This window comes from Lysobacter korlensis (assembly GCF_042434515.1).
Window position 1 is genome coordinate 47108 of sequence record NZ_JBHLTG010000003.1, and the last position, 22300, is coordinate 69407.

General features: G+C 68.6%; 22 protein-coding genes and 1 pseudogene. 6 read left to right on the forward strand and 17 right to left on the reverse strand.

Annotated features, from left to right (window positions below):
• Positions 1–16: 16 nt before the first annotated feature.
• The 10 genes from ACFFGH_RS13390 to ACFFGH_RS13435 all read right to left on the reverse strand — a co-directional run bounded on the left by ACFFGH_RS13390 (position 17) and on the right by ACFFGH_RS13435 (position 9477).
• Complete coding sequence (locus ACFFGH_RS13390; protein ID WP_386669051.1) at positions 17–2212, reverse strand: TonB-dependent receptor; 2196 nt, start codon at positions 2210–2212, stop codon at positions 17–19.
• A gap of 204 nt (positions 2213–2416) precedes the next feature.
• Positions 2417–2737, reverse strand: a complete 321-nt coding sequence (locus ACFFGH_RS13395; protein WP_386669052.1) for a non-heme iron oxygenase ferredoxin subunit — start codon at positions 2735–2737, stop codon at positions 2417–2419.
• A 119-nt stretch (positions 2738–2856) separates the two neighbouring features.
• Entirely contained in the window at positions 2857–3399 is a 543-nt protein-coding gene (locus ACFFGH_RS13400) for a GNAT family N-acetyltransferase (protein WP_386669054.1), read from the reverse strand.
• Entirely contained in the window at positions 3396–3677 is a 282-nt protein-coding gene (locus ACFFGH_RS13405; RefSeq protein ID WP_386669056.1) for a hypothetical protein, read from the reverse strand. The genes ACFFGH_RS13400 and ACFFGH_RS13405 overlap by 4 nt, the downstream gene beginning before the upstream one ends.
• A gap of 24 nt (positions 3678–3701) precedes the next feature.
• The gene (locus ACFFGH_RS13410; RefSeq protein ID WP_386669058.1) at positions 3702–4973 is read right to left on the reverse strand and encodes a cysteine desulfurase; all 1272 of its coding nucleotides are present in this window, start codon (positions 4971–4973) and stop codon (positions 3702–3704) included.
• Positions 4970–6265, reverse strand: coding sequence for a Fe-S cluster assembly protein SufD (sufD, locus tag ACFFGH_RS13415; RefSeq protein ID WP_386669060.1), 1296 nt, complete (start codon positions 6263–6265; stop codon positions 4970–4972). The genes ACFFGH_RS13410 and sufD overlap by 4 nt, the downstream gene beginning before the upstream one ends.
• A 43-nt stretch (positions 6266–6308) precedes the next feature.
• A complete protein-coding gene (gene sufC, locus ACFFGH_RS13420) occupies positions 6309–7073 on the reverse strand; it encodes a Fe-S cluster assembly ATPase SufC (protein WP_386669061.1) in 765 nt (254 codons plus the stop codon).
• Positions 7067–7540, reverse strand: coding sequence for a GNAT family N-acetyltransferase (locus tag ACFFGH_RS13425; RefSeq protein WP_386669063.1), 474 nt, complete (start codon positions 7538–7540; stop codon positions 7067–7069). The genes sufC and ACFFGH_RS13425 overlap by 7 nt, the downstream gene beginning before the upstream one ends.
• Entirely contained in the window at positions 7540–9003 is a 1464-nt protein-coding gene (gene sufB, locus ACFFGH_RS13430; protein ID WP_386669065.1) for a Fe-S cluster assembly protein SufB, read from the reverse strand. Before sufB ends, ACFFGH_RS13425 begins: the two co-directional genes overlap by 1 nt.
• Before the next feature lie 15 nt (positions 9004–9018).
• On the reverse strand, positions 9019–9477 hold the full coding sequence (locus ACFFGH_RS13435; protein WP_386669066.1) for an SUF system Fe-S cluster assembly regulator: 459 nt from the start codon (positions 9475–9477) through the stop codon (positions 9019–9021).
• 177 nt (positions 9478–9654) lie between these two features.
• Here ACFFGH_RS13435 and ACFFGH_RS13440 point away from each other — a divergent pair.
• Together ACFFGH_RS13440 and ACFFGH_RS13445 are read left to right on the forward strand one after the other, a co-directional pair.
• A pseudogene (locus ACFFGH_RS13440) lies at positions 9655–10119 on the forward strand (SET domain-containing protein); the annotation flags it as partial.
• A 354-nt stretch (positions 10120–10473) separates the two neighbouring features.
• Positions 10474–12738, forward strand: a complete 2265-nt coding sequence (locus ACFFGH_RS13445; protein ID WP_386669068.1) for a DUF5916 domain-containing protein — start codon at positions 10474–10476, stop codon at positions 12736–12738.
• A 66-nt stretch (positions 12739–12804) separates the two neighbouring features.
• On the opposite strand, the gene ACFFGH_RS13450 is transcribed toward ACFFGH_RS13445, so the two are convergent.
• The 4 genes from ACFFGH_RS13450 to ACFFGH_RS13465 all read right to left on the reverse strand — a co-directional run bounded on the left by ACFFGH_RS13450 (position 12805) and on the right by ACFFGH_RS13465 (position 15276).
• Positions 12805–13215 carry a putative toxin-antitoxin system toxin component, PIN family gene (locus ACFFGH_RS13450; RefSeq protein WP_386669070.1) on the reverse strand — a complete coding sequence of 137 codons (411 nt, stop codon included), beginning with the start codon at positions 13213–13215 and terminating at the stop codon, positions 12805–12807.
• A 26-nt stretch (positions 13216–13241) separates the two neighbouring features.
• Positions 13242–13955 (reverse strand): hypothetical protein, encoded by a 714-nt coding sequence (locus ACFFGH_RS13455; protein ID WP_386669071.1) that lies wholly within the window; start codon positions 13953–13955, stop codon positions 13242–13244.
• Positions 13956–13971: 16 nt separating this feature from the next.
• Positions 13972–14541 (reverse strand): YceB family lipoprotein, encoded by a 570-nt coding sequence (locus ACFFGH_RS13460; protein WP_386669073.1) that lies wholly within the window; start codon positions 14539–14541, stop codon positions 13972–13974.
• 84 nt (positions 14542–14625) lie between these two features.
• Positions 14626–15276 (reverse strand): M23 family metallopeptidase, encoded by a 651-nt coding sequence (locus tag ACFFGH_RS13465; protein ID WP_386669075.1) that lies wholly within the window; start codon positions 15274–15276, stop codon positions 14626–14628.
• An 89-nt stretch (positions 15277–15365) separates the two neighbouring features.
• Here ACFFGH_RS13465 and ACFFGH_RS13470 point away from each other — a divergent pair, with 89 nt between their 5' ends.
• Positions 15366–15938 carry a hypothetical protein gene (locus ACFFGH_RS13470; protein WP_386669077.1) on the forward strand — a complete coding sequence of 191 codons (573 nt, stop codon included), beginning with the start codon at positions 15366–15368 and terminating at the stop codon, positions 15936–15938.
• Positions 15939–16007: 69 nt separating this feature from the next.
• On the opposite strand, the gene fusA is transcribed toward ACFFGH_RS13470, so the two are convergent.
• Positions 16008–18065 (reverse strand): elongation factor G, encoded by a 2058-nt coding sequence (gene fusA / locus ACFFGH_RS13475; protein WP_386669079.1) that lies wholly within the window; start codon positions 18063–18065, stop codon positions 16008–16010.
• A 314-nt stretch (positions 18066–18379) separates the two neighbouring features.
• Here fusA and ACFFGH_RS13480 point away from each other — a divergent pair, with 314 nt between their 5' ends.
• The 3 genes from ACFFGH_RS13480 to ACFFGH_RS13490 all read left to right on the forward strand — a co-directional run bounded on the left by ACFFGH_RS13480 (position 18380) and on the right by ACFFGH_RS13490 (position 20392).
• Positions 18380–18814, forward strand: a complete 435-nt coding sequence (locus ACFFGH_RS13480) for an OsmC family protein (RefSeq protein ID WP_386670201.1) — start codon at positions 18380–18382, stop codon at positions 18812–18814.
• Between the two features lie 24 nt (positions 18815–18838).
• A complete protein-coding gene (locus ACFFGH_RS13485) occupies positions 18839–19573 on the forward strand; it encodes an alpha/beta fold hydrolase (RefSeq protein WP_386669080.1) in 735 nt (244 codons plus the stop codon).
• A gap of 87 nt (positions 19574–19660) precedes the next feature.
• Positions 19661–20392, forward strand: coding sequence for a glycine zipper 2TM domain-containing protein (locus ACFFGH_RS13490; RefSeq protein ID WP_386669081.1), 732 nt, complete (start codon positions 19661–19663; stop codon positions 20390–20392).
• Positions 20393–20482: 90 nt separating this feature from the next.
• Here the strand turns inward: ACFFGH_RS13490 and ACFFGH_RS13495 are convergent, their stop codons facing one another.
• Both ACFFGH_RS13495 and ACFFGH_RS13500 read right to left on the reverse strand, forming a co-directional pair.
• Complete coding sequence (locus ACFFGH_RS13495; protein ID WP_386669083.1) at positions 20483–21373, reverse strand: PhzF family protein; 891 nt, start codon at positions 21371–21373, stop codon at positions 20483–20485.
• A 31-nt stretch (positions 21374–21404) separates the two neighbouring features.
• The gene (locus tag ACFFGH_RS13500; protein WP_386669085.1) at positions 21405–22268 is read right to left on the reverse strand and encodes a PhzF family protein; all 864 of its coding nucleotides are present in this window, start codon (positions 22266–22268) and stop codon (positions 21405–21407) included.
• Positions 22269–22300 lie beyond the last annotated feature (32 nt).

The following is a 22300-nucleotide window of genomic DNA, read 5'->3' on the forward strand; positions in this document are numbered from 1 at the left end:
TGATTTCGAACGCGGATCAGAAGCTCAGGTTCACACCGAGGTACACGCTGCGCGGCGCGCCGGGCAGGATGTTGTCGTTGGTGTGGGCCGACGCGTAGTAGGTCTCGTCGAAGAGGTTCTCGACGTTGAGCTGCATGCGAACCGAGTCGCTCAGCGTCAGGTAGACCGCCGCATCGACGCGGGTGAACGACGGCAGCACGACGCTGTTGCTGGTCGTCGCGAACACCTCGTCGCGGTACACCGCGCCCAGCGCGACGCCCCACATCGGGTTGAAGTCGTAGCGGTTCCACAACGACGCGCTGTGGTGCGGTAGCTGGGCCAGCTGTCCGTCGATGAATCCGGCCGACGGACCACCCGGATCGACCGTGCTCAGCGTGTAGCCTTCCTGGTACGCGTAGCCGCCCATCACGGTCCACGCCTCGGTGACCCGGCCGGCAATGCCGAGCTCGACGCCTTCGGTCTGCTGGCCGTCGATGAGGATCGACTCGCGCGCGTTGAACGGGTTGACCACGACGACGTTCGTGCGGTCGAGGCGGTACGCGGCGATCGTCGCCGACAGGTCAGGTCGGATATCCCACTTCGCGCCGACCTCGAGGTTCTCGAACTTCTCGGGTGCGGTCGTGCGGGTATTGGCCGCAAGACCGTTGAGCTGCTCACCCGCCCGCGGCGTGTAGGCGACGCTGTAGCTGGTGTAGATCGAAACCGGCTCGCTCGGCTTATAGATCAGGCCGACGCGCGGCGAGAACAGGTCGTCGCCGGTCTCGAGGCGCTCGCCCGTGCCGCCGTTCGCGCGGTTGTTGGTGAAGTCCAGCGCGAAGCGGTCCCAGCGGGCACCGATGATCGCCTGCCACTGCGGCGAGAACTCGATCTGGTCCTGGATGTAAACCGAAGCGATGTCGGCCGTGCCGGTGTTGTCGAGCCCGGGTGCGGTCTGCGGGAACGTGACCGCCACCGGGCCGTCAGCATTGGCCAGCGGTACGCAGACGGTGTTCGTAACAACGACGGCCGTAGCCGACGCGATGCACGGCCGCACGTCCGGCGACGCGAAGAAGCCGTTGACGCGCAGGTTGTCGGTTTCCTGGCGGCCGATTTCGGCGCCGACCAGGACGGTGTGGCGCACCTTGCCTTCGAATACCTTGACCAGGTCCGTCTGGTTGAAGAAGTTCTCGCGGTCGGTGCCCGAGTTGTAGGCCGACAGGAAAAGGTGGGTCCGGTCCGCGTTGACGGTCGGCAGGTTCCGCTGGCCGCCTACGATCGATGGCGCACCCGGATACACGTTCTGGTAGAACTTGTCGTAGCTCGCGATGCGGGTCGCATTGCGCAGTGTCATGCCGTTGCCGAACTCGTGTTCGACCGTCGCCGTGAACGCGTGCGATTCGAAGTCGCTGAAGCTCAGCTCCGGATCGCCGAAGAACGTCTCGACATCGACCGCTAGCGGGCGCAGCTGGAAGCTCGGCACGCCGCGGTCGGTGGTGCGGTCGTCGCGGAAGTACTCGTAGCCGAATGTCGCCGTCGTGTTCTCACCGAAGCGCACGGCGAACGTCGGGTTGATGCCGAAGCGCTCGATCTCGACGTGGTCGCGGAACGTATCGGAGTTCTCGTACAGCGCCACGACGCGGAACGCGGCGTCGGGGCTGATCGGGCGACCGAAATCGGCGACGCCGCGGCGACGGCCGTGACTGCCGAACTGGAATTCGAGCTCGTCGTGCGCCAGCCAGTTCGCCTGCTTGGTCACGCGGTTGATGATGCCGCCCGAACCACCGCGGCCGAAGATCATCGAGTTCGCGCCCTTGAGCACCTCGATGTGCTCGACGTTGTAGAGGTCGCGCAGGTACTGGACGTCGTCGCGGATGCCGTCGATGAAGAAGTCGCTGGTGGAGACGTTGCCGCGGAAGATCGGCGCATCGCGATGGCCTTCGCCCTGCGCCATGCCTACGCCCGGCACATAGCGCACGACGTCGGCCATGCTCGTCATCGCCTGGTCGTCGATGAGGTCCTCGGTGATGATCGTCACCGCCTGCGGCACGTCACGCAGCGCCGTCGTCGTCTTGGTCGCCGTGCGCGTGGCATCGACGTTATACCCCTGGGCCTGGCCATAGACGCGGACTGCATCGAGGTCGGCGGCGGCCGGTGCGGGCTCGGCGAGGGCAGGCAGACTCAGGGCAAGGGCGAGGGCGCCGGCAAGCGGCGAAAGAGCAGGCAAATGACGCATTGAATCCATCCAGAACGGTGCAGCGGTGGCGCTGCGGGCCGGCGCATGGTAGTGAGAAGGATTCGCATTTGCAATGTTATTTTAACGACTTGCCCCGTACAGTACGGCCGCGCCTGCTAGTCGCGTGCCGGGTGGGTGCGTCCGGGCCTCTGCTGACTCACCCCGCGACCATGCGCGCGTCGGCCGCCACCACCGCGGTGCGGCTCAGCGGTCGTCCCGCGTCCACACTGCGCCGTCCTCGACCTTGACCGGAAAGCGCGGCACTGGCGCATACGCAGGCGCGCACAGGGCGCGGCCGTCGCGCACGTCGAACTTCGCGCCGTGCAGCGTGCACTCGACCGTCCCATCCTGGCCGTCGAACGCGCCTGCGGAGAGCTCGAAGTCCGCGTGCGAGCACTTGTCCTCGAGCGCGTAGAAGTCGCCGTCGTAGTTGCACACGAGGATCGGCGTGTCGCCGTCCCACGCGACGGTGCTCTCACCCGGCAGCAGTTCGGAAGTGGCGCAGACGCGGATCCAGTCGGTCATGGGGTTCGGCGGACAAGAGTGGATGGGGTTCTAAGGTCCCGCCGCCTGGGCGACCAGGTGCGCCGGAACACATGCTTCGTCGCATCAGCGAACGGAGGTGGAGCTGCTAACGCGCCGGCTCAGCCCAGCGGCTTTTCCAGCACTTCAAAGCGAAGGTCATCCCGACGTGGAATGCCGAAGCGCTCGTCGCCGTACGGAAACGGTTTGACGATGCCGGTGCGTCGGTAGCCGCGGCGCTCGTAGAACGCGATCAGCTCGTCACGCACGTCGATCACGGTCATGCGCATCACCGGCAGGCTCCAGTGTTCGCGGACGAAGCGCTCGGCATGCTCGAGCAGGCGCTTGCCAATGCCGCCGCCCTGCAAGCCGGGGCGGACGGAGAACATGCCGAAGTATCCGGCCCCGTCCTCATCGGCCACGTGCGCGCACGCAACAAGGTCGCGTCCGCCATCGTCGTCGAGCTCCGCCAGCAGGATCGTGCTGCGCGGCCTTGCGATGCAGGCCGCCACGTCGTCCGCGCCTGTGCGCCGCCCGTCGAGCAGGTCGGCTTCCGTGGTCCAGCCGGCGCGGCTCGCGTCGCCGCGGTAGGCGGATTCGACGAGCGCAACGATTGCGTCAGTATCGGCGGGTGCGGCACGGCGGAACTGCAGCGCCGCGCTCATGCCGACACCATCCCTGCGTACGACGACCACAGCAGCGCGACGATTGCGAACACGAGCGCCGGGGCGATCACCCACGGCGCCACCTTGCTGGTCGCGCTCGCGCGCGCCTGGATTGCTTCGGCGCGGTCGTTGATGCGTTCAACGCGCTCGATCTGGCTCTGGGCCAGCGCGAAGTGCGCGCGCTGCAGCTCGATCGCCTGCACTTGCAATGCAAGCTGTTCGCGCTGCTGGTCACGGATCATGCGCAGCAATGACGCCAGGTCGGACTCGTCGGCCATCGCGTTCCCCCGAACGGAAAGCGCTCAGGCTAGCAGCCTGCGCACCTTCTGCAATGCCGCCACGAACGCGTCGATTTCCTCGTGCGTGTTGTAGAACGCGAACGAGGCACGACAGGTCGCGCCCACGCCGAGCTTCTGCATCAACGGGTGCGCGCAGTGATGGCCGGACCGGATTGCGACGCCTTCCAGATCGAGCAACGTCGCAAGGTCATGTGCGTGTGCGCCTTCGACGAGGAAGCTCACCACCGCGGCCTTCTCGCGCGCGTTGCCGAAAATACGCAGGCCTTCGACGCCTGCGAGCGCCTCGGTGGCATGCGCCAGCAGTTCCTGCTCGCGTGCCTCCACGTGCTCCATGCCAAGCCCGGTCAGGTAATCGACCGCCGCGCCGAGCCCGACGAAGCCGGCGATGTTCGGTGTGCCGGCCTCGAAGCGATGGGGTGCGTCGTTGTAGACCGTGCCTTCGAAGCGCACTTCCTTGATCATCTCGCCGCCACCGAGGAACGGCGGCATGCTCGCGAGCAGTTCGCGCCGTGCCCACAGTGCGCCGGTGCCGGTCGGACCGGCCATCTTGTGGCCGGTGACCGCATAGAAGTCGCAGCCGATCGAACCGACATCGAGCGCGCGGTGCGGCGCAGCCTGTGAACCGTCGATCACCGTCACGATGCCGCGCCGGCGCGCCTCGCGGCAGATCTCGCGTACCGGGTTGACGGTGCCGAGCACGTTGGACACGTGCGACATCGCCAGCAGCTTCACCTCGGGTGTCATCAGTGCGTACAGGCCTTCGAGATCGAGCTCGCCCGCCTCGTTGAGCTCGGCAACCTTGATCACCGCGCCGGTGCGCTGGGCGACGATCTGCCACGGCACGATGTTCGCGTGGTGCTCCATGCGCGTGAGCACGATCGCGTCGCCGGCCTTGAGCTGGGGCAGGGCCCAGCTGTAGGCGACGAGATTCAATGCGAACGTCGTGCCGCTGCACAGCACCAGCTCGTCGCTGCGCACGTTGAGGAACGCGGCCAGCCGGTTGCGCGCCGACTCGTACGCCTCGGTCGCCTCGGTGCCGAGCGCATGCACCGCGCGGCTGACGTTCGCGTTGTGGTGCCGGTAGAAATCATCGACCGCTTCGATCACGGCGGCCGGCTTCTGCCCGGTGTTGGCCGAGTCGAGATAGATCAGCGGCTTGCCGTGCACCTCGCGCTCTAGCAGCGGGAAGTCGGCGCGCACGCTCGCCCAGTCGGGCGGGCCGATGCGCGGCGGCTCCGGCAGCGGGCGGGACACGTGGGGATGGTTGCGGGTCATGCGGGCTCCAGTCGCGCGAGCGCGGCGTCCAGGCGCACCGCGAGCGCATCACGAACGGTGGCGTCGTCGATCACGGTGAGCGTCTCCCGGCAGAACGCGGCAGTGAGCAGCGCGCGCGCCTGCTCGGCCGGCAATCCACGCGAGCGCAGATAGAACAGTGCAGTCGGGTCCAGCTGGCCAACGGTCGCGCCGTGGGCGGCCTGCACTTCGTCGGCGTGGATCACGAGCACGGGCTGCGTGTCGATCTCGGCCGCGTCGCTGAGCAGCAGGTTCTTGTTCGACAGCGAAGCCGAGGTGCCGTCGGCACCTTCGCGGATCAGGATGCCGCCGTGGAACACGGCTCGCGCGCGGTCGGCGCCCAGGCCGCGCCAGACCAGCTCGCAGGCGCTGTCGCGGCCGATGTGGTCGATGCCGAGGCGGGTGTCGAGGTGACGGCGACCGGTCGCGAGCAGGGCGCCGTTCGCATGGGCCTGCCCGCGCTCGCCTGAAAGCGTGATGTTGAGTTCGTGGCGCGACAGTGCCGCGCCGAGTTCGAGGTCGAGGCGCCGGTAGCGGGCGTCGGTTTCAACGATCGCGTCGGTGCGCGAAACCACCGTCGCGCCGTGTGACTCGTCCTGCACGCGCCAATGACCGAGTTGTGCACCCGCGCCGACGCGGATGCGCATGAGATGGTTCAGCAGGTGACGGTGCTCGCCGCCGCCGAGCTGGTACTCGACGAGTTCGAGCTGTGCGCGCTCGCCGAGTTCGACGAGATGGCGCAGGTGCCAGGCCCTGTCGCCTTCGGCGGGTGCGCCGACGAACACCAGATGCAGCGGCGAGGCTGCCTGCGCGCCGGCCGCGACGCGCACGACGACGCCTTCCTCGGCCAGCGCGGTGTTGAGCCGGGCGAACACCTCGTCGGGCGATTCGTACTGCCCGGCCAGCAGGTGCACCGCGCTGTCGTCACCGGCGGACAGCACCTGCGACACCGGCTGCAGCGAAACACCGTCCGCGAGAGCGGACAGGTCGGAAGCCGTAGCGTTGAAACGGCCGTTGACGAATACGAGCCGCGGCGCCGGGATGCCGTCGAGCAACGCGGGGTCGAATGCGACCAGTGCCTGATCGGCAGGCGCGAACCTGCGCCGCTCGAGTGCGCGGAGCGGCGTATAGCGCCACGACTCGCGGCGCGCGTGCGGCAGGCCATCGCGCAGCACGGCATCGAGCGCTGTTTGGCGAGTGCCGGCAGCCCCGGCCGCTTCCTGCGCCGCCGTGCGCCCGAACGGCGCGGTCAGCGATTCGATCAGCGCGTTCATGCCGCCCTCGGGGCCACGCGATCGCGGTAGATAACCGGAGCCCTCATGCCGCGGCCTCCGGGCTGATGCGGTCCTTGACCCACTCGTAGCCGTGCTGCTCGAGCTCCAGCGCGAGTTCCGGCCCACCCGTTTCGACGATGCGTCCATTCGCGAGCACATGCACGAAGTCCGGGCGGATGTAGTCGAGCAGGCGCTGGTAATGGGTGATCACCACGAACGCACGGTCCGGCGAGCGCAGCGTGTTGACGCCGTGCGCGACCGCCTTGAGTGCATCGATGTCGAGGCCAGAGTCCGTTTCGTCGAGGATCGCGAGCTTCGGTTCCAGCAGCGCGAGCTGGAAGATCTCATTGCGCTTCTTCTCGCCGCCGCTGAAACCCTCGTTGACGGCGCGGTGCAGCAGCTCGTCCTTCAGGTGCAGCACGGCCAGCTTCTCGCGCACCCGACGCAGGAACTGCATCGAGTCCAGTTCCTCCTCGCCACGCGCCTTGCGTTGCGCGTTGAGCGCCGAGCGCAGGAAATAGGTGTTGTTCACGCCCGGGATTTCCACCGGGTACTGGAACGCGAGAAACACGCCAGCGGCGGCGCGCTCCTCGGGCTCGAGCTCGAGCAGGTTGCGGCCTTCGAACGTCACCGAACCCTCGACCACCTCGTAGCCTTCGCGGCCCGCGAGAATGTTGCCGAGCGTGGACTTGCCCGCGCCGTTCGGGCCCATGATCGCGTGCACCTGGCCCGGTTGAACCTCGAGCGACAGCCCCTTGAGGATGTCCTTGCCGGCGACGCGGGCGTGCAGGTTTTCGATCTTCAGCATGATGCGGTCTCGAGAGAAAGAGATGCGCCCACCGACGGGTTCGGCAGGCGGAAAATGACGTCGCCGCGTTCTGTCATCGCGCCGCGCTGCCAGCCGGCGGCGCGGTAGAAGCGGTCGGCGCGGGTATCCGGCGTCGTGCCCAGTTCGATCGCTTCCGCCCCACGCGCGAACAGCCACGCGATGGCCGCATCAAGCAGGGCGCGGCCGATGCCGCAGCCCTCGCAGGCTGGATCGACGAACAGCGCCCAGATGTCGCGCTCGCCCAGGCGTGCGGTCGAGAAGCCGACGATGCGGCCGTCGAGTTCGGCCACCCAGGTGCAGCCCTTGCTGCCCGTTGCCAGATACGTGCGATATACCTCGGGTGTCAGCCAGGACGGATCCGACAGCGTGTTCTCGCGCACGGCCAGACGGATCACATGCATCGGCGCGATGTCGGCATCCACAGCTTCGCGGATACGCGGGTGCATCAGCCCACCGACCCTTCCAGGCTGACTTCCAGCAGCTTTTTCGCCTCGACCGCGAACTCCATCGGCAGCTCGCGGAACACGCTCTTGCAGAAGCCGTCGACGATCAGCGACACCGCGTCCTCTTCCGAGATGCCACGCGAGCGGCAGTAGAACAGCTGGTCCTCGCTGATCTTCGATGTGGTCGCCTCGTGTTCCACGGTCGCGGTCGGGTGCTTGACCTCGATGTAAGGGAATGTGTGTGCGCCGCACTTCTTGCCGATCAGCAGTGAATCGCACTGGGTGTGGTTACGCGCGCCTTCGGCACTGCGCTCGACCTTCACGAGGCCGCGGTAGGTGTTCTGTCCGCGGCCGGCGCTGATCCCCTTGCTGACGATCTTGCTCTTGGTGCGCTTGCCGATATGGATCATCTTCGTGCCCGTATCGGCCTGCTGGCGATGGTGGGTGAGCGCCACGGAATGGAACTCGCCCACCGAGTCGTCGCCGATCAGCACGCAGCTCGGGTACTTCCAGGTGATCGCCGAACCGGTCTCGACCTGCGTCCAGGTGATCTTGCTCTTCGCGCCGCGGCACTCGCCGCGCTTGGTCACGAAGTTGTAGATGCCACCCACGCCGTTCTCGTCGCCCGGATACCAGTTCTGCACCGTCGAGTACTTGATCTCGGCGTTTTCCAGCGCGACTAGCTCGACAACCGCTGCATGCAGCTGGTTTTCGTCGCGCATCGGCGCGGTGCAGCCTTCGAGGTAGCTCACGTACGCATCGTCCTCGCAGATGATCAGCGTGCGCTCGAACTGGCCGGTATTGACCGCATTGATGCGGAAGTACGTGCTCAGCTCCATCGGGCAGCGCACGCCCTTCGGGATGAACACGAACGAGCCGTCGGAGAACACCGCCGAGTTCAGCGCGGCGAAATAGTTGTCGCCGACCGGCACCACGCTGCCGAGGTACTGGCGAACGAGCTCCGGATGCTCCTGCACCGCTTCCGACATCGACATGAAGATCACGCCCTTCTCGGCGAGTTCCTTGCGGAACGTCGTGCCAACGGAGACCGAGTCGAACACCGCATCGACGGCAACGCCTGCGAGCTTCGCGCGCTCGTGCAGCGGCACGCCGAGCTTCTCGTAGGTGTCGAGCAGCTCCTGCGGCACTTCATCGAGCGAGGCGTACTTCGGGCCCTTCGGCGCGCTGTAGTAGCTCAGTGCCTGGTAATCAATCGGCGCGATGTTGAGCTTCGCCCAGTCCGGCGACGGCATGGTCAGCCAGTGCCGGTAGGCTTCAAGGCGCCAGTCGGTCATCCATTCGGGCTCGCCCTTCTTGGCGGAGATCGCGCGGACGATGTCCTCGCTGAGCCCTGCAGGCAGCGATTCGGACTCGATATCCGTCGTGAACCCGGCTTCGTAACGACGGCCGAGCTGCTCGTGGATCTCGCGGTTGGGAACGTGGGTTTCGATCGCGTCGGTGGCCATGTGGCTGCCTATCGTTCAGACCGGTTCTAGGCGCACATCGATGCGCCGGGTCCGTTTGGAAGGGGAGGGCGGAGGCGGCTCTAGCATCTGGGCCAGCGTCATGCTGCGCAGCGCGTCGACCACTACGTCGTTGATGCGGCGCCAGTTCGCGCGTACGCCGCAGGAGTGCTCGATGCCGCATTGGCCGTCGTGGCCGCTGCATTCGGTCATCGCCAGCGGGCCTTCCATCGCCTCGACGATGTCGATCAGGCCGATCTGCGCCGCCGGGCGTGCAAGCCGATAGCCTCCGTTTGCGCCGCGGAAGCCTTCGACAAGGCCGGCCTGCGCCAGCGGCTTGAGCAGCTTGGCGACCGTCGGTGCTTCAAGGCCCGCACGCTCGGCGAGTTCCGACGCGCTGAGCACGGCATCGGGCCGCGCGGCGAGCACGGTCATGACGACGGTGGCGTAATCGGTGAGCTTGGTGACGCGCAGCATGGCCGGGCACTTTTGAATCAGTACCGGAATTGTACGTTTTCACGCGCCTGCGGCCAAGCACGGCCCGGCGCCTGGTGGCCGCGTCGCCGCCGCTTGTTGGCGCGCCTTCACGTGCAATGGATAGCCGCCGCACGGGCGCGCGGGCAGAATGCTGGCTCGACCAGCCCGGACTTCCGCATGCCACGCAAGATCGTCGCCCGCCGCTCCGCCATCCACGGCAACGGGGTATTCGCCCTGGTGCCCATCAAAAAGGGCGAGCGGATCATCGAGTACCGAGGCATGCTGCGGACGCACGAGGATGTCGACGCGGGCGAGAGCGGCGCCGCTGAATCAGGCCATACGTTTCTGTTCACGCTCAACGACGAGTACGTGATCGATGGCAATTTCGGCGGCAACGTCGGGCGCTGGATTAACCACAGCTGTGCACCGAACTGCGAGGCCGTGCTCGAGGAGGCCGAGGGCGACGACCGCACGCGTGACCGCGTGTTCATCGATGCGATCCGCAACATCAAGCCCGGCGACGAGCTGTTCTACAACTACGGCATCACGCTCGGCGAAGCGCATACCCCGCGCATGAAGAAGATCTGGGAGTGCCGCTGCGGGGCGAAGAACTGCACCGGCACGATGCTGCAACCCAAGCGCAAGCCGAAGGCGGCTGCAAAGCCCGCCAAGGCCGCGAAGAAGTCGCGGGCCACGAAGGGCGCGGGCGCGAAGAAAAGCGCTGCAGACTCGAAAGCCGGCAGGCCCGCCCGCAAGCGCGCCTGACCCCGCGACGCGCCGGTGACGCAGCCCGCGCCCAACGCGGCGGCTGCGGGTTTCCTGTCCCGCCGGCGCCAGCGCCTGCAACCGGACACGATGGGTCAAGCCGCGGCATGACTTCCGTCAGTCGCGCCGCCCGGGTATGCGTCTAGGCTTGCGCGGCCATCCCCGCCGCGCCCGCAGGCGCGCCGACGTCGCCGCACCCACCGGGTGCGATGCCGCACACCGAAGGTCTTCATGCGCACCCCGTTCCCGTTCGCCCTGCTCGCCGCGCTTGCCGCACCCGCCGCCGTTGCCGTCGAGATCGATGGCCGCATCGACCCGGCCGAGTGGGAGGGCGCGCAGCACGTCACCGATTTCCGTCTCACACAGCCGCTGTCGCGCGCGCCGGCGCCGCAGCCGACGGAGGCTTGGATCAAAGCGACGCCCGAAGGCCTCGCGGTCGGCTTCCGCAACCTGCAGGACGCCAGCGTGCCGCGCACGCGCCAGCGCACCCAGCGCGACGAGGGCGGGCCGGTCGATCGCGTGAACCTCTACGTCGACTTCAACGGTGACGGGCGCACCGGCTACAACTTCATGGTCACGCTTGCCGGCAGCGTCGAGGACGGTACGCTGACGAACGAAAACCAGTTCAGCAACGACTGGGATGGCGACTGGCGCTCGGCCGTGACCGAGGACGAGGCCGGCTGGAGCGCGGAAATGCTGATCCCGTGGCATACCGCGCCGATGCGCAGCGCCGAGGGCGGCACGCGCACGATCGGCATCGCGGTCGACCGCGTGCTGGGCGCGACCGGTGAGCGGTCGACGTGGCCGGCGATCATCTACACCGAGCCGCGCTACCTGTCGGTGTTCCAGAAGATCCAGATCCCGGCGTTCAGCCAGTCGCTGCTCGCGGTCACGCCGTACGTGGTCGGCGTGCAGGACATGGTGGCTGGCGGCGCCGAGTTCGACGCCGGCGGCGACCTGTTCTGGAAGCCGAACGGGCAGTTCCAGCTCAGCGCGACGCTCAATCCGGATTTCGGCCAGGTCGAGAGCGACGAGCTGGTGGTGAACTTCGGCGCGGTCGAGACGTTCTTCAACGACAAGCGGCCGTTCTTCACCGAGAACCAGAACTTTTTCGACGTGCCGTTCGGCTCGCCCAACAACGCGAACCGGTTGATCTACACCCGCCGCGTCGGTGGCCCACGCGATGACCGGCTGGGCTCGGCCGACGTGACCGCCGCGCTGAAGGTCAACGGCAGCATGGCGGGCTTCAATTACGGCGTGTTCGCCGCGACCGAGGGCGACGAGGTTGGCCGTGATTTCTACGCCAGCCGGGTGACGCGCGATTTCGGGAGCCAGGGCCTGGGCGCGACGCTGACGCATGTCGACCGGCCGTTCTTCGACCGCCAGGCGACCGTGTATGAAGTCGACTACCGCTGGGCGCCGAACGCGCGCTGGAACATCCGCAGCACCGCGGTGGCCTCGTCGGTGGACCAGTCGGGCCGCGAAGTGCGCGATACCGGCGCGCAGGTGCGCATCGACCACAGCTTCGCGCCCGGCTGGCGCCAGCAGCTGTTCGCGGTGCATCTGGGTGATCAGCTGCAGCTCAACGATTTCGGCTACCTCGAACGCAACGATTTCAACTACGCGCGCTACGAGATCGCGCACCGGCTGACCGCGCTGCCTGACACCTCCGCATATAACGCCCACGAGATCCGCGGCGCATTGTCGCGACGCATGAACAACAGCGGCCGGCACATCGCCGATGCCTGGGCGGTCAACTGGTCCAGCGAGCGTCGCGACGGCGGCCAGCAGATGTTCGACATCTCGGGTTGGACGGACGGGTTCGACGACCTCATCACGCGTGGCAACGGTGCCGTGCGCGTACCGCCGAAGCTGTACGCGATCGTCCAACGATTTCGCCCCCAGAAGGGCCGCTGGAGCTGGCGCGCGAATGCGCGCTACGCAGCAGATGGACTCGGGGGCATCGACGAGGGCGCGCTGTCGATCTCCGTCGAGCCGGTCTACCATTTCAGCGACTCGCTCAACGTGTTCGTCGGAATGGAGGCCCGCTACGACCCCGACTGGCTGGTCTGGCGCCCCGACCAAGACCCGGCCACGCTGGACAACCGGCTGGGCACGTTCGAATCCAACCGGCTTTCACTCGATGCAGGCGCGACCTGGCTTATCGATTCGAAGCAGGAGCTGCGCGTTCGACTCGAAGTGATCGGCCTGGACGCGGAACTCGAGCAGGTCTGGCGGGTCGCGCCGGACGGCACGCCGGTCGCGGTCGACGAGTCCGTCGGTGACATCGGACTGCGCAACATGGGCTTCCAGGTGCGGTATCGCTATGAGCTGGCCCCGCTGTCGCACCTGTACATCGCATACGTGCGGGGCGGTGCGATGTACGACGAGGAGATCGGCGGCCCGTTCGATGCGCGCGACGAGTTCACCGATGCATTCAGCCTGCGCGACAGCGAGCAGTTGCTGGTGAAGCTGTCGTACCGCTTCGAGTTGTGAACCGGAGTGCGTGCGGGGCGCGCGTGTCGGTTTGAACGGTGCGGGCCGCTCGATGCGGCATGCGGATCACCGGGGCTTCCACTGCTCCGGGGTGACGATTGCAAGGCCGCACTCGCGCTGCATGCGCCGCGCGAGCGCAAGCACGGCATGGTCGCGACTGACCAGCCAGTGCGCCTCGCAGGCCCAGGCCAGCTCGAGGAACTTCTGATCGTCCGGATCAGCGCAGCGCGGCAGCGGGCGAGGCGCGCGCCGCCTCCCCAGCGGCCTGCTGCGGCGGTCGAACTCGACAAGCAGCGCCTGCCGCCGGTCGGGCGGTAACGCCAGTTGCGGGTAATCGAGCACGCGCTGCCACTCGGCGCGGCAGGCGTCGTCGGTGACGGCTTCGACGCGACCGCTTTGCAGCGCTTGGTCGAGCCGTGCAGCCCGCGGATCGCGAAATACCAGGAGATCGAGCCACGCGTTGGTGTCGAGGACCACGCGCGGCGCACCGGTTGGCGCGGTGCTCAGGGCGCGCCTTCGCGCAGGCGGGCCGCGGCAATCCGCCAGCCCGCAGCCGGGTCGCCGTCGGCACGGCGCAGCACGTAGTGGCCGACGAGCCGACGCTCGCTACCGTCGCGGCGGCGCAGCGTCATCGTGACCGGCACCTGGGCCATGGCCGCATCGGCGCGTGTCGGTGGAGCGATCTCGACCGACATTCCGTCGACTGCGGCAAAGCCGTCGGCGAACTGCTGTGCGGACTGGCCGCTGGCCTGTCCGCCATCGCCCCAGAGCATGTAGGCCCGTCCGTAGGCATTGCCGTTGATTGCGTCGTGGTACTCGCGCACCACTGCAACGGCTTCGCTCGCCGCAAGCGCATCGACCGTGGGCACCGCTGCGGGGTCGACCGGAACCGGCTCAGTGGGCGACGTCGCTGGCGGCTGCGTGGCCGGATCGACCGCGTCCGCTGCCGGCGCGTCGGGCGGCAGCGGGTTGCCGTCGGCGTCCAGTGCAACCTCGGGCGCGACGACGGCGGCGTCCGGGTCACGGATCCCGTTCGGGCCGGGCTCGTCGGGCATGCCGGTCACCGCCGAGCCCGGGGCGCCCGCCGGCGAAGGCAGTGCCTCGTTCGCGATGCCGTCGGGCGTGGCGACGCCCGGGGATGCGCTCTGATCCGCGCCGCACGCGGCAAGCAGCGTCGCGAGGATGGCAGACATCAGCAGGTCACGGCTCAGGCGCATGGTGTTGTCGGTGGTCTCAGTTGCCGAGGTGGACGACGACCTGGCCCTGCTCGATCCGGGTCTCCGCGATGCGTCGCGAACCCAGGCGGCCGATCAGGCTGTCATCGAAACGGTAGACGGGCTCTTCGCGGGCGTAGTCGACCAGCCAGCGGTTGAGCGCCCCGCGCGCGGTGTCGTTCATGACGCCGCCGAGCGACGGGATGTCCACCCGTTCGATGCTCGGTTCCATCAGGTGCAGGCCGCGCGTGGCGGGATCGTAGCGCAGCGCGCTGGTGAGCGTGAAACGCCCGTCCGGGGTGCGGCTGTTGCCGCCAAGCGCGGCGATGCCGAGGTCGAAATCCAGCCGCAGGCGCGTTGCGCCGGGCGGAATCGACAGGCGCGGATTCATCAGGCTGACCGACACCAGCCCACCGAGCTTGTCGTAATCGCGCGGGAAGCGGCGATCAAGCGACTGCTGCAGCTCGGGCGCGGTGAACGTGACCTGGTTGCCGAGCAGGGCGCCGACCGCATTGAGTGTCGAGCACGCCGACAGCACGAGGCCGATGCAGAGCAGGCCGGCAATCAGGAGGAGCTTCTTGAGGTGCATCGCGGGACTCCGGTTGGTTGGGGGGTGCCCCGGTTGATCCGGGGCCGGGCCTGGCCACCTTAGGCCGTCATCATGAATATCGCCTCATCGGCGGATGACGGTCGGAGCCGGGTCAGCGCCGCTTGGCTCTTCGTCTTCCGGTGACGGTCCAGCCGCCTGCAAGCGCGGTACGGGATTCAATGCGCCGCCGGCGCTGTAAATCCCGTAATGCAGGTGCGGCGGCGTGCCGCGGGCATTGCCGGTGGTGCCGACGGTGCCGAGCATGCTGCCGGGCTGCACGATGTCGCCCGCGGCGAGCGCGAACGCCCAATCGTCGAGGTGGGCGTAGTAGTGGCGCTCATGGCCGGGTCCGAGCACCCAGACCTGCCGCCCGCCGAGGCCGCTGTCGCGGACCGAGAGCACCACGCCGCGGGTGGCGCTGCGCACCGGCGTGCCGCGCTTGGCGAAGATGTCGACGCCTTCGTGCGTGCGGTCACGGCCGCGCGGCGCGCCCCAGGTGTCGGCGATGTCGTCTGGCTCGACGCCGTCCACCGGGACCGGAAGCCACGACGGGGCCGGAAGCTGCGACAGTTCGGTCACCGTGCGCGGCACGCGCATGAAAGGCTGGTGCCAGCTCCAGTGCAGCCATGCCCCGACTGCGAGCGCGATCAGCGCGAGTACGACGATGCCCCGCGCGATCGGTGCGTAGTCGCGCCGGGGCGGTTGCGCGGCTGCGGGCGGGCGCATCGGTTCCATTACGCGACTCTAGGGACACGCGTTGCCACGCGACGTCGTCGGGCGGGGTTTCACGCGCCTGCATGCGTGTGGTGCGTAGCGTAATTGCCGTGTATCCGCGGCCTGCCATCTCATCCGCACTCTTCCAGCGCGTCGCTCAGCCACTGCTGCTTGCCGCGACGCTGCTGCTGGGCGTGGTCGCCGCTGCCACATCACTCGCGGCAACCGGTGAAACGCTCAGGCTGCGCGCGTTGCTGTTCGCACCGTCCAGCGGTTCCGACGCACCGGCCGAAGCGCGCAGCGATCATGGCGAAGCGCGGCTGACGATCCGCCCTGACGGAGACGCAAGGCTGGACCTCGTGACCTGGGGCCTGCCGGACGGCACCGCCGAGGTCGTATTGCACGTCGAGCCGGGGGAGGGAAACGCCGTGCCGGTGATTGCACTGCCGCTCCAGCGCGACCACGACGAAGGCCGTGTGATCGGCGCGCGCTTCGCGATCGATGCCGACATGCGCGAACGCCTGCGCAACGGGGAGGGCCGGCTGGTGCTGCTGCCTGTGCAGACGGAGGGCCGCGCGATCGAGGGGGCGCTCCGACGGCATGGCAGCCGCGTCGATGCCGCCGTGCCGATCGAACCGCCGCTACCGTCCCCGCCACTGCCCCTGCTGCTGCCCAGCGACTGAGCAGGCCTGGCCCCGCGGCGCTGCGGGGCGCAGGTGGCCGCGACCCCGACGGGGTCGCGGCAGCGTTGCCTATTCCTCGTCGTGGTGTGGTCGGTAGGCCGCGACGAGCTTGTGCTGCACCTGCGCGGGCACCGGCTCGTAGTGGCTGAAGTCGAGCGAGTAGCGGCCGCGACCGGCCGTCATCGATTTGAGTTCGGCCGCATACCCTTCGAGCTCCGAGAGCGGCACCTGCGCGCGCACGACGACCTCACCGCGCGCCGCATCGGTGCCGGTGATGCGCGCGCGCTTGGCCGCGAGCGAGCCGCTGATGTCGCCCATGTGCTGCTCGGGCGCGCTGACTTCCAGATCGACGATCGGCTCGAGCACCTGCGGCCGCGCCTTCGACACCGCATCGAGGAATGCCTTCTTGCCGGCGGTGACGAACGCGATTTCCTTGCTGTCGACCGGGTGGTGCTTGCCGTCGTAGACCACCACACGCACGTCCTGGATCGGATAACCGGCCACCGCGCCGGTCGCGATCGCCTGCCGAATGCCTTTCTCGATCGCCGGCAGGAACTGCCCGGGGATCGTGCCGCCCTTGACCTCGTCGACGAACTCGAACCCGCCGCCACGCGGCAGCGGCTCGATGCGCAGGAACACCTCGCCGAACTGCCCCGCGCCGCCGGTCTGCTTCTTGTGCCGATGGTGGCCCTCGGCCGCTGCGCTGATCGTTTCGCGGTACGCGATGCGCGGCGGTCGCGATTTCACCTCGACGCCGTACTTGTCGCGCAGCCGGTCGAGGTTGATGCGCAGGTGCAGCTCCGACAGCCCGCGGATCACGGTCTCGTTCGTCTCGACCTGGTGCTCGACGGTGAAGCAGGGGTCTTCTTCAGCGAGTTTGTGCAGCGCGGTCGCGAGCTTCTGCTCCTGGCCCTTGCGGGCGGCCTCGACCGCGAGGCCGAACATCGGCTTCGGAAAGTCCAGCGCCGCCAGGTGCACGTGGTCCTCGTCATGGCGGTCGTGCAGCACCGCGTCGAAGTGCAGCTCGTCGATCTTCGCGACCGCGGCGATGTCGCCAGGCACGGCCTGATCGATCTCGACATGCTCGCGGCCCTTTAGCTTGAACAGGTGTCCGACACGCACCGGCTTGCGCCCGTCGTCGACGAAGAGCTGGCTGTCACGCCTGACGGTGCCCTGGTAGACCCGAAACACGCCGAGCTTGCCGACGAAGGGGTCGTTGACCACCTTGAAGACGTCCGCGATCACGTGCTTGCCCGGGTCCGGCTCGGCGATCAACGGTTCGGCCGGGCCGCTGCCGTTGGTAACCAGCGCGGGCGGGTTGGCCTCGGCCGGGTTCGGGAACAGCCGCTCGGCGACGTCGAGCAACTCGGCGACGCCGATGCCGCTGCGCGCCGAACAGAACAGCACCGGCACGAGGTGGCCTTCGCGCAGGCACTGCTCGAACGCGTCATGCAGTTCCTGCCCCGACAGGCCGTCCTCGCCGGTGTCGAGGTAGTGCTCCATTACGGTCTCGTTGATCTCGACGACCTGGTCGATGATCTTCTGGTGCCAGTCCGCGACCGGGCCGAGGTCACTGTCGCCCGAGGACTGACCGAAGCAGTCGACCACGCACGTGCCGCGGTCGGCAGGCAGGTTGAGCGGCAGGCACTCCGAGCCGAACGCCGCGCGTATCTCGTCCAGCAGCTGGCCGAGGTCGGCATCGGCATGGTCGATCTTGTTGACGACGACGACGCGGCACAGCCGGCGCGCTTTCGCGTACTCCATCATCCGGCGCGCGCCGTACTCCACGCCGGTGTCGGCGTCGATGACGATCGCGACGGTTTCTACTGCCGCCAGCGCCGACAGCGCAGGCCCACGGAAATCCGGATAGCCGGGCGTGTCGATGAGGTTGACGTGGATCGGGCCATCCCGCGTGTCGTGGTCGATGCTGGCGACGGCGAGGTCGAGCGAATGCCCGCGCTGTTTCTCGATCGGATCGAAATCGGACACGGTATTGCCGCGTTCGATGCTGCCTGCCGTAGTGATCGTGCCGCCGGCGTGCAGCAGGGCTTCGAACAGCGTGGTTTTGCCGGCGGCGGGGTGGCCTGCGAGGGCCACGTTGCGGATGGAAGCGGTGGAGTAGGGCATGAAGGCGTTCTCCCAGAAGCGAAGTGCCGGCCGGGCGGCCGGGCTCTTACGGGGGTCGGAAGTCCCTCGAAGGGTCCGGCCAACAATGGCCAGGCTCTTGCGCAGGGCCCGCATAACGCCGTCATGGCTGTCTGCGCTGCGCGCCCGAGCGGGGCGCTGGGCGGGCGGTCATGGCGGGGGTGCCGGCGGTGCAGCACCGGCCTGCCGAGCGTCCTCCCGTCGCGGCGCCCGGTCAAGGCCCGGACCGCTTGTGCCATGCCTGCGTCACGGCCGCGCGGGTACGCTGCGCCGTCCATTCGATCAAGGAGACACCCATGGCAATTACCCGCCACGCTAGCGCCCGTTGGGAAGGTGACCTCAAGGGCGGCGAGGGCCGGCTGTCGACACGGCAGAGCGGCCTGCTCGACGAGACGCGCTACGGCTTCAACAGCCGCTTCGGCGACGAGAAGGGCACGAATCCTGAAGAACTGATCGCCGCGGCGCACGCCGGCTGCTTCGCGATGGCGCTGTCGGCCAAGCTCACCGAAGCGGGCCATGCACCGACGCGGCTCGATGCACAGGCGCATGTCGAGCTGTCGATGGAAGGCGGACCGAACATTTCGCGCATCCGCCTGACCGTCGAAGGCCAGGTGCCAGGGCTCGATGAAGCGCGCTTTCGCGAGATTGCCGACGACGCCAAGCAGAACTGCCCGGTGTCGAAGGCGCTCGCGTCGGTGCCGATCGAACTCGAGGCTTCGCTTGCGAAGTAAGTTCCACGCACTGCGCCCGCTGCGTTGAGCGCGTTGCAGCGCGGGTTCGACCACGCCCGCTCGGTCGACGTGTCGCGCCCGCGAATCGCAGCTGCCATCTGCGTGCACGGCGCCGGTGGCGGCGCATGGGAGTGGGCATTGTGGCGGGGCGTGTTCGAGGCAGCCGGTCTGGCCTGCCTCGCGATCGAGCTTCAGCCGGCGGCGGGTGGGCTCGCGTCCACCCGATTCGACGACTACGTCGACCAGGTGCACGCGGCAGTCGCCCACGCGCCTCGGCCGCGTGCGCTCATCGGGGCCAGCCTCGGCGGGCTGCTTGCGCTGCGCTGCGCGGAAGAGGCCGATGCGCTGGTGCTGGTGAATGCGCTGCCGCCCGCACCGTGGGCCTTGCAACTGCCGGCGCGCACGTCGCCGGACGTGGTCGCCTGGGGTGCCGACGCGCGTTTGGCGTCGACCCGCCGGGCATTGCCCGACGCCGATGAGGCGACCGTGATCGAGGCGATGCGCCGGTGGCGCGACGAGTCGGGGCAGGTGTTGCGCGAAGCCCGCGCCGGTATCCGCACGGTCCCGCCGCGCTGCCCGGTGCTGTGCCTGGCCTCGGGGCTGGACGACGACGTTCCCGCTGCGCTGACGGCCGATCTCGCGGCGGCGCTCGGCGCGGATCTGATGCGGTATCCGACGCTGGGCCACGTCGATCCGTTGCTGGGCCGAAGCGCGGCAAACATCGCCGCCGCGGTTGCCGCCTGGCTCGCGCAGCGCTGAACCCGTTACAACCGCCTATTCAGGTTCAGCCCCGGTTGACCGGCAGGGCGCACTCTGGCCCGGCCAATCCCGCGTCGGAGCCCTGCCATGAAGCGCCTGTCTGCCTCGATCCTCGCCATCAGCCTGGCCATGACGGCCGTGCCGGCCGCTGCGCAGTACCAGCATCTGCAGCCGTATCCTGACTCGCAGGGCCATGTGTCCGGGGCGCAGTACGACTATGCACGCGTCATCCGCGTGGATCCCGTCATCGGCGGCGGCTACGGCCGCAGCGATGCGCGCGCGCACTGTCGCGAGCAGCCGACCTACGTCGGCGGCGACCGCTACGACCCGGGCTATTACGGTCAGAACGGCTACGGGCGTGATGGCTACGCACGCGACAGCTACCGGCGTGACAGCTATGGGCGTGACGGTTATGGCCGTGACGGCTACTACGACCGCGGTTACAGCGATCCCTATGCTGGCCGCCAGGGTGGGCAAGCCGGCGCGACAGTCGCGACCGTCGTGGGCGGCGTCGTCGGTGCGGTGCTCGGCAGCCAGGTCGGCGGCGGCTCAGGCCGTTACGTGACCTCGGCGATCGGCTCGATGGTCGGTGGCATGGCGGGCCGGGAGATCTACGACCGGTCGCGCCAGCGCGACCGCGTCGGCAGCGTGCGCGTCTGCGACCCGGTGCCGGCCGACGGGCGCTACTACCCGGCGGGCGACCGCGCCGTCAGCGCATATGACGTGACGTACGAATACGCCGGCCGGCAGTACACCACGCGCACCGACCATCATCCGGGCGACCGCATCCGCGTGCGTGTCGACGTGCGTCCGGACTGACCAGCGGCTTACCGGGGCGCGAAGCCGTCTACGCGCTCCAAGTGACACTGCACTGCCTGCGTGACCGGCTCGGCCGGTCATGCATTGCCGCTACCAGTCGATCGAACCGCGCACCACGTTGCAGACGCGTCCGCCCGACCAGACTTCGCCGTCGGCATCCACGCGCAGTTGCAGGCGTGCATCGAACCCGACCTCGCGCCCCTGGCTGACGACGTAGCGTCCATTGCTACCCGGCAGCGCGCCGCGGTGGTTGAGCCAGGCAGCAAGCGTCGCGTTCGCGGCGCCGGATGCGGCGTCCTCGAAATGCGCCGGCGCGCCGACGAATGCACGCACGACCAAATCGTAATCCCGGCCCGGCTCGGCGCGGGCGAATGCGCACAGACCCATGCTCTGGCTGGTTTCGGCCAGTGCGCAGATCGCGGCCCAGTCCGGTGTCACCCCGCGCAGCGCGGCCTCGCTCTCGACTTCGGCCAGCCACCAGCGGCGGCCTCCGTCCATGAGCACCGGCGGCAGTTCGCCGGCGGGCAACGCTGCCAGCGCTTCTGCAAGCCGGATGTCCTCGCGTGAGGCGACCTCGACCACGCTGGCCCGCGGCGTGCGCACGGCGACCGTGCGCGTCGGGCCTTCGCCCTCGACCGCCAGCGGCAGCACACCCGCGGCGCCTTCCTGCCACAGCAGGCCATCGCGCGGCGTCACGACGCCGGCGTCGAGCAGGACCTGCGCGGTGCCCACGCTCGGGTGCCCCGCAAACGGCACCTCGCGGCGCGGGCTGAACATGCGGATGCGGTAGCTCGCGTCCGGATGCGTCGGTGCGAGTACGAACGTGGTTTCCGGCAGCCGCGTCCAGCGTGCGATCGCCTGCATCGTCGCGTCGTCGAGCCCTTCGGCATCGATCACGACGGCAAGCGGATTGCCCGCGCCCGGACGGTCGGCGAAGACGTCGAGCTGCAGGTAGCGTCGGGCCTTGGTGGGAGAGGTCATGGCGCGAAGGAGCGGGAAGGGGGCGCGAAGCTTACCAATCGACGTGTCCACGGATGACCGCCTGCACGCGACCACCGATCCAGACTTCACCTTCGGCATCGACCTGCACCTCGACGTAGCCGTCGCGCCCGACCTCGCGGCCCTGGCTGGCGAGATACCGGCTACCGTCGCCGGGCACCCGGCTGGCCTCCGCGAGCGCGGCGGCGACGCAGGCGTTCGCGCTGCCGGTCACCGGATCCTCGGGGATGCCATCGGCCGGGCAGAACGCGCGCACGACGAGGTCGTAGCCTGCGGTGGAGGACCGCGCGAACACCGCCAGTCCCACTGCGCCGTCGTGCAGCGTCAGCGCCGAGATCGCCGCTAAGTCCGGGCACATCGCGCGCAGCTGCGCCTCGTCCGCCAGCTCGACCACCCACCATTGCGGCCCGTTGTCCCACAGCGCGGGCGCCAGCGCCCCGCGCGACAGGCCGGCCAGCGCGCGGTCGAGCAGCGCGTCAGAACCCGCGGGCGGCGAGATACGCTTCGCACGCGGCGCACGCACGCTGATCACACGGTCCGCGCCGACACGCACCGGCAGTCGCCCCGCGGCGCACTGCTGCACCAGATCGCCGTTGCCCGGCTGTGCAAGCCCGGCCTCGAGCGCCGCCCAGGCCGCGCCCACGCTCGGGTGACCGGCGAACGGCAGCTCCTGGCGCGGGGTGAAGATGCGCACGCGGTAGTCCGCGCCGGCGTCGGGCGGCAGCAGGAAGATCGTCTCCGACAGGTTTGTCCAGTTCGCGAACGCCTGCATCGCTTCCGTGTCGAGGCCCTCGGCGTGCACGACGACGGCCAGCGGGTTGCCGGCGCCCGGGCGCTCGGCGAACACATCCAGTTGCATAAAGCGGCGTTGGGTCATGGGGTCGCTCCAGCGGCGTCGACTAGAATGAA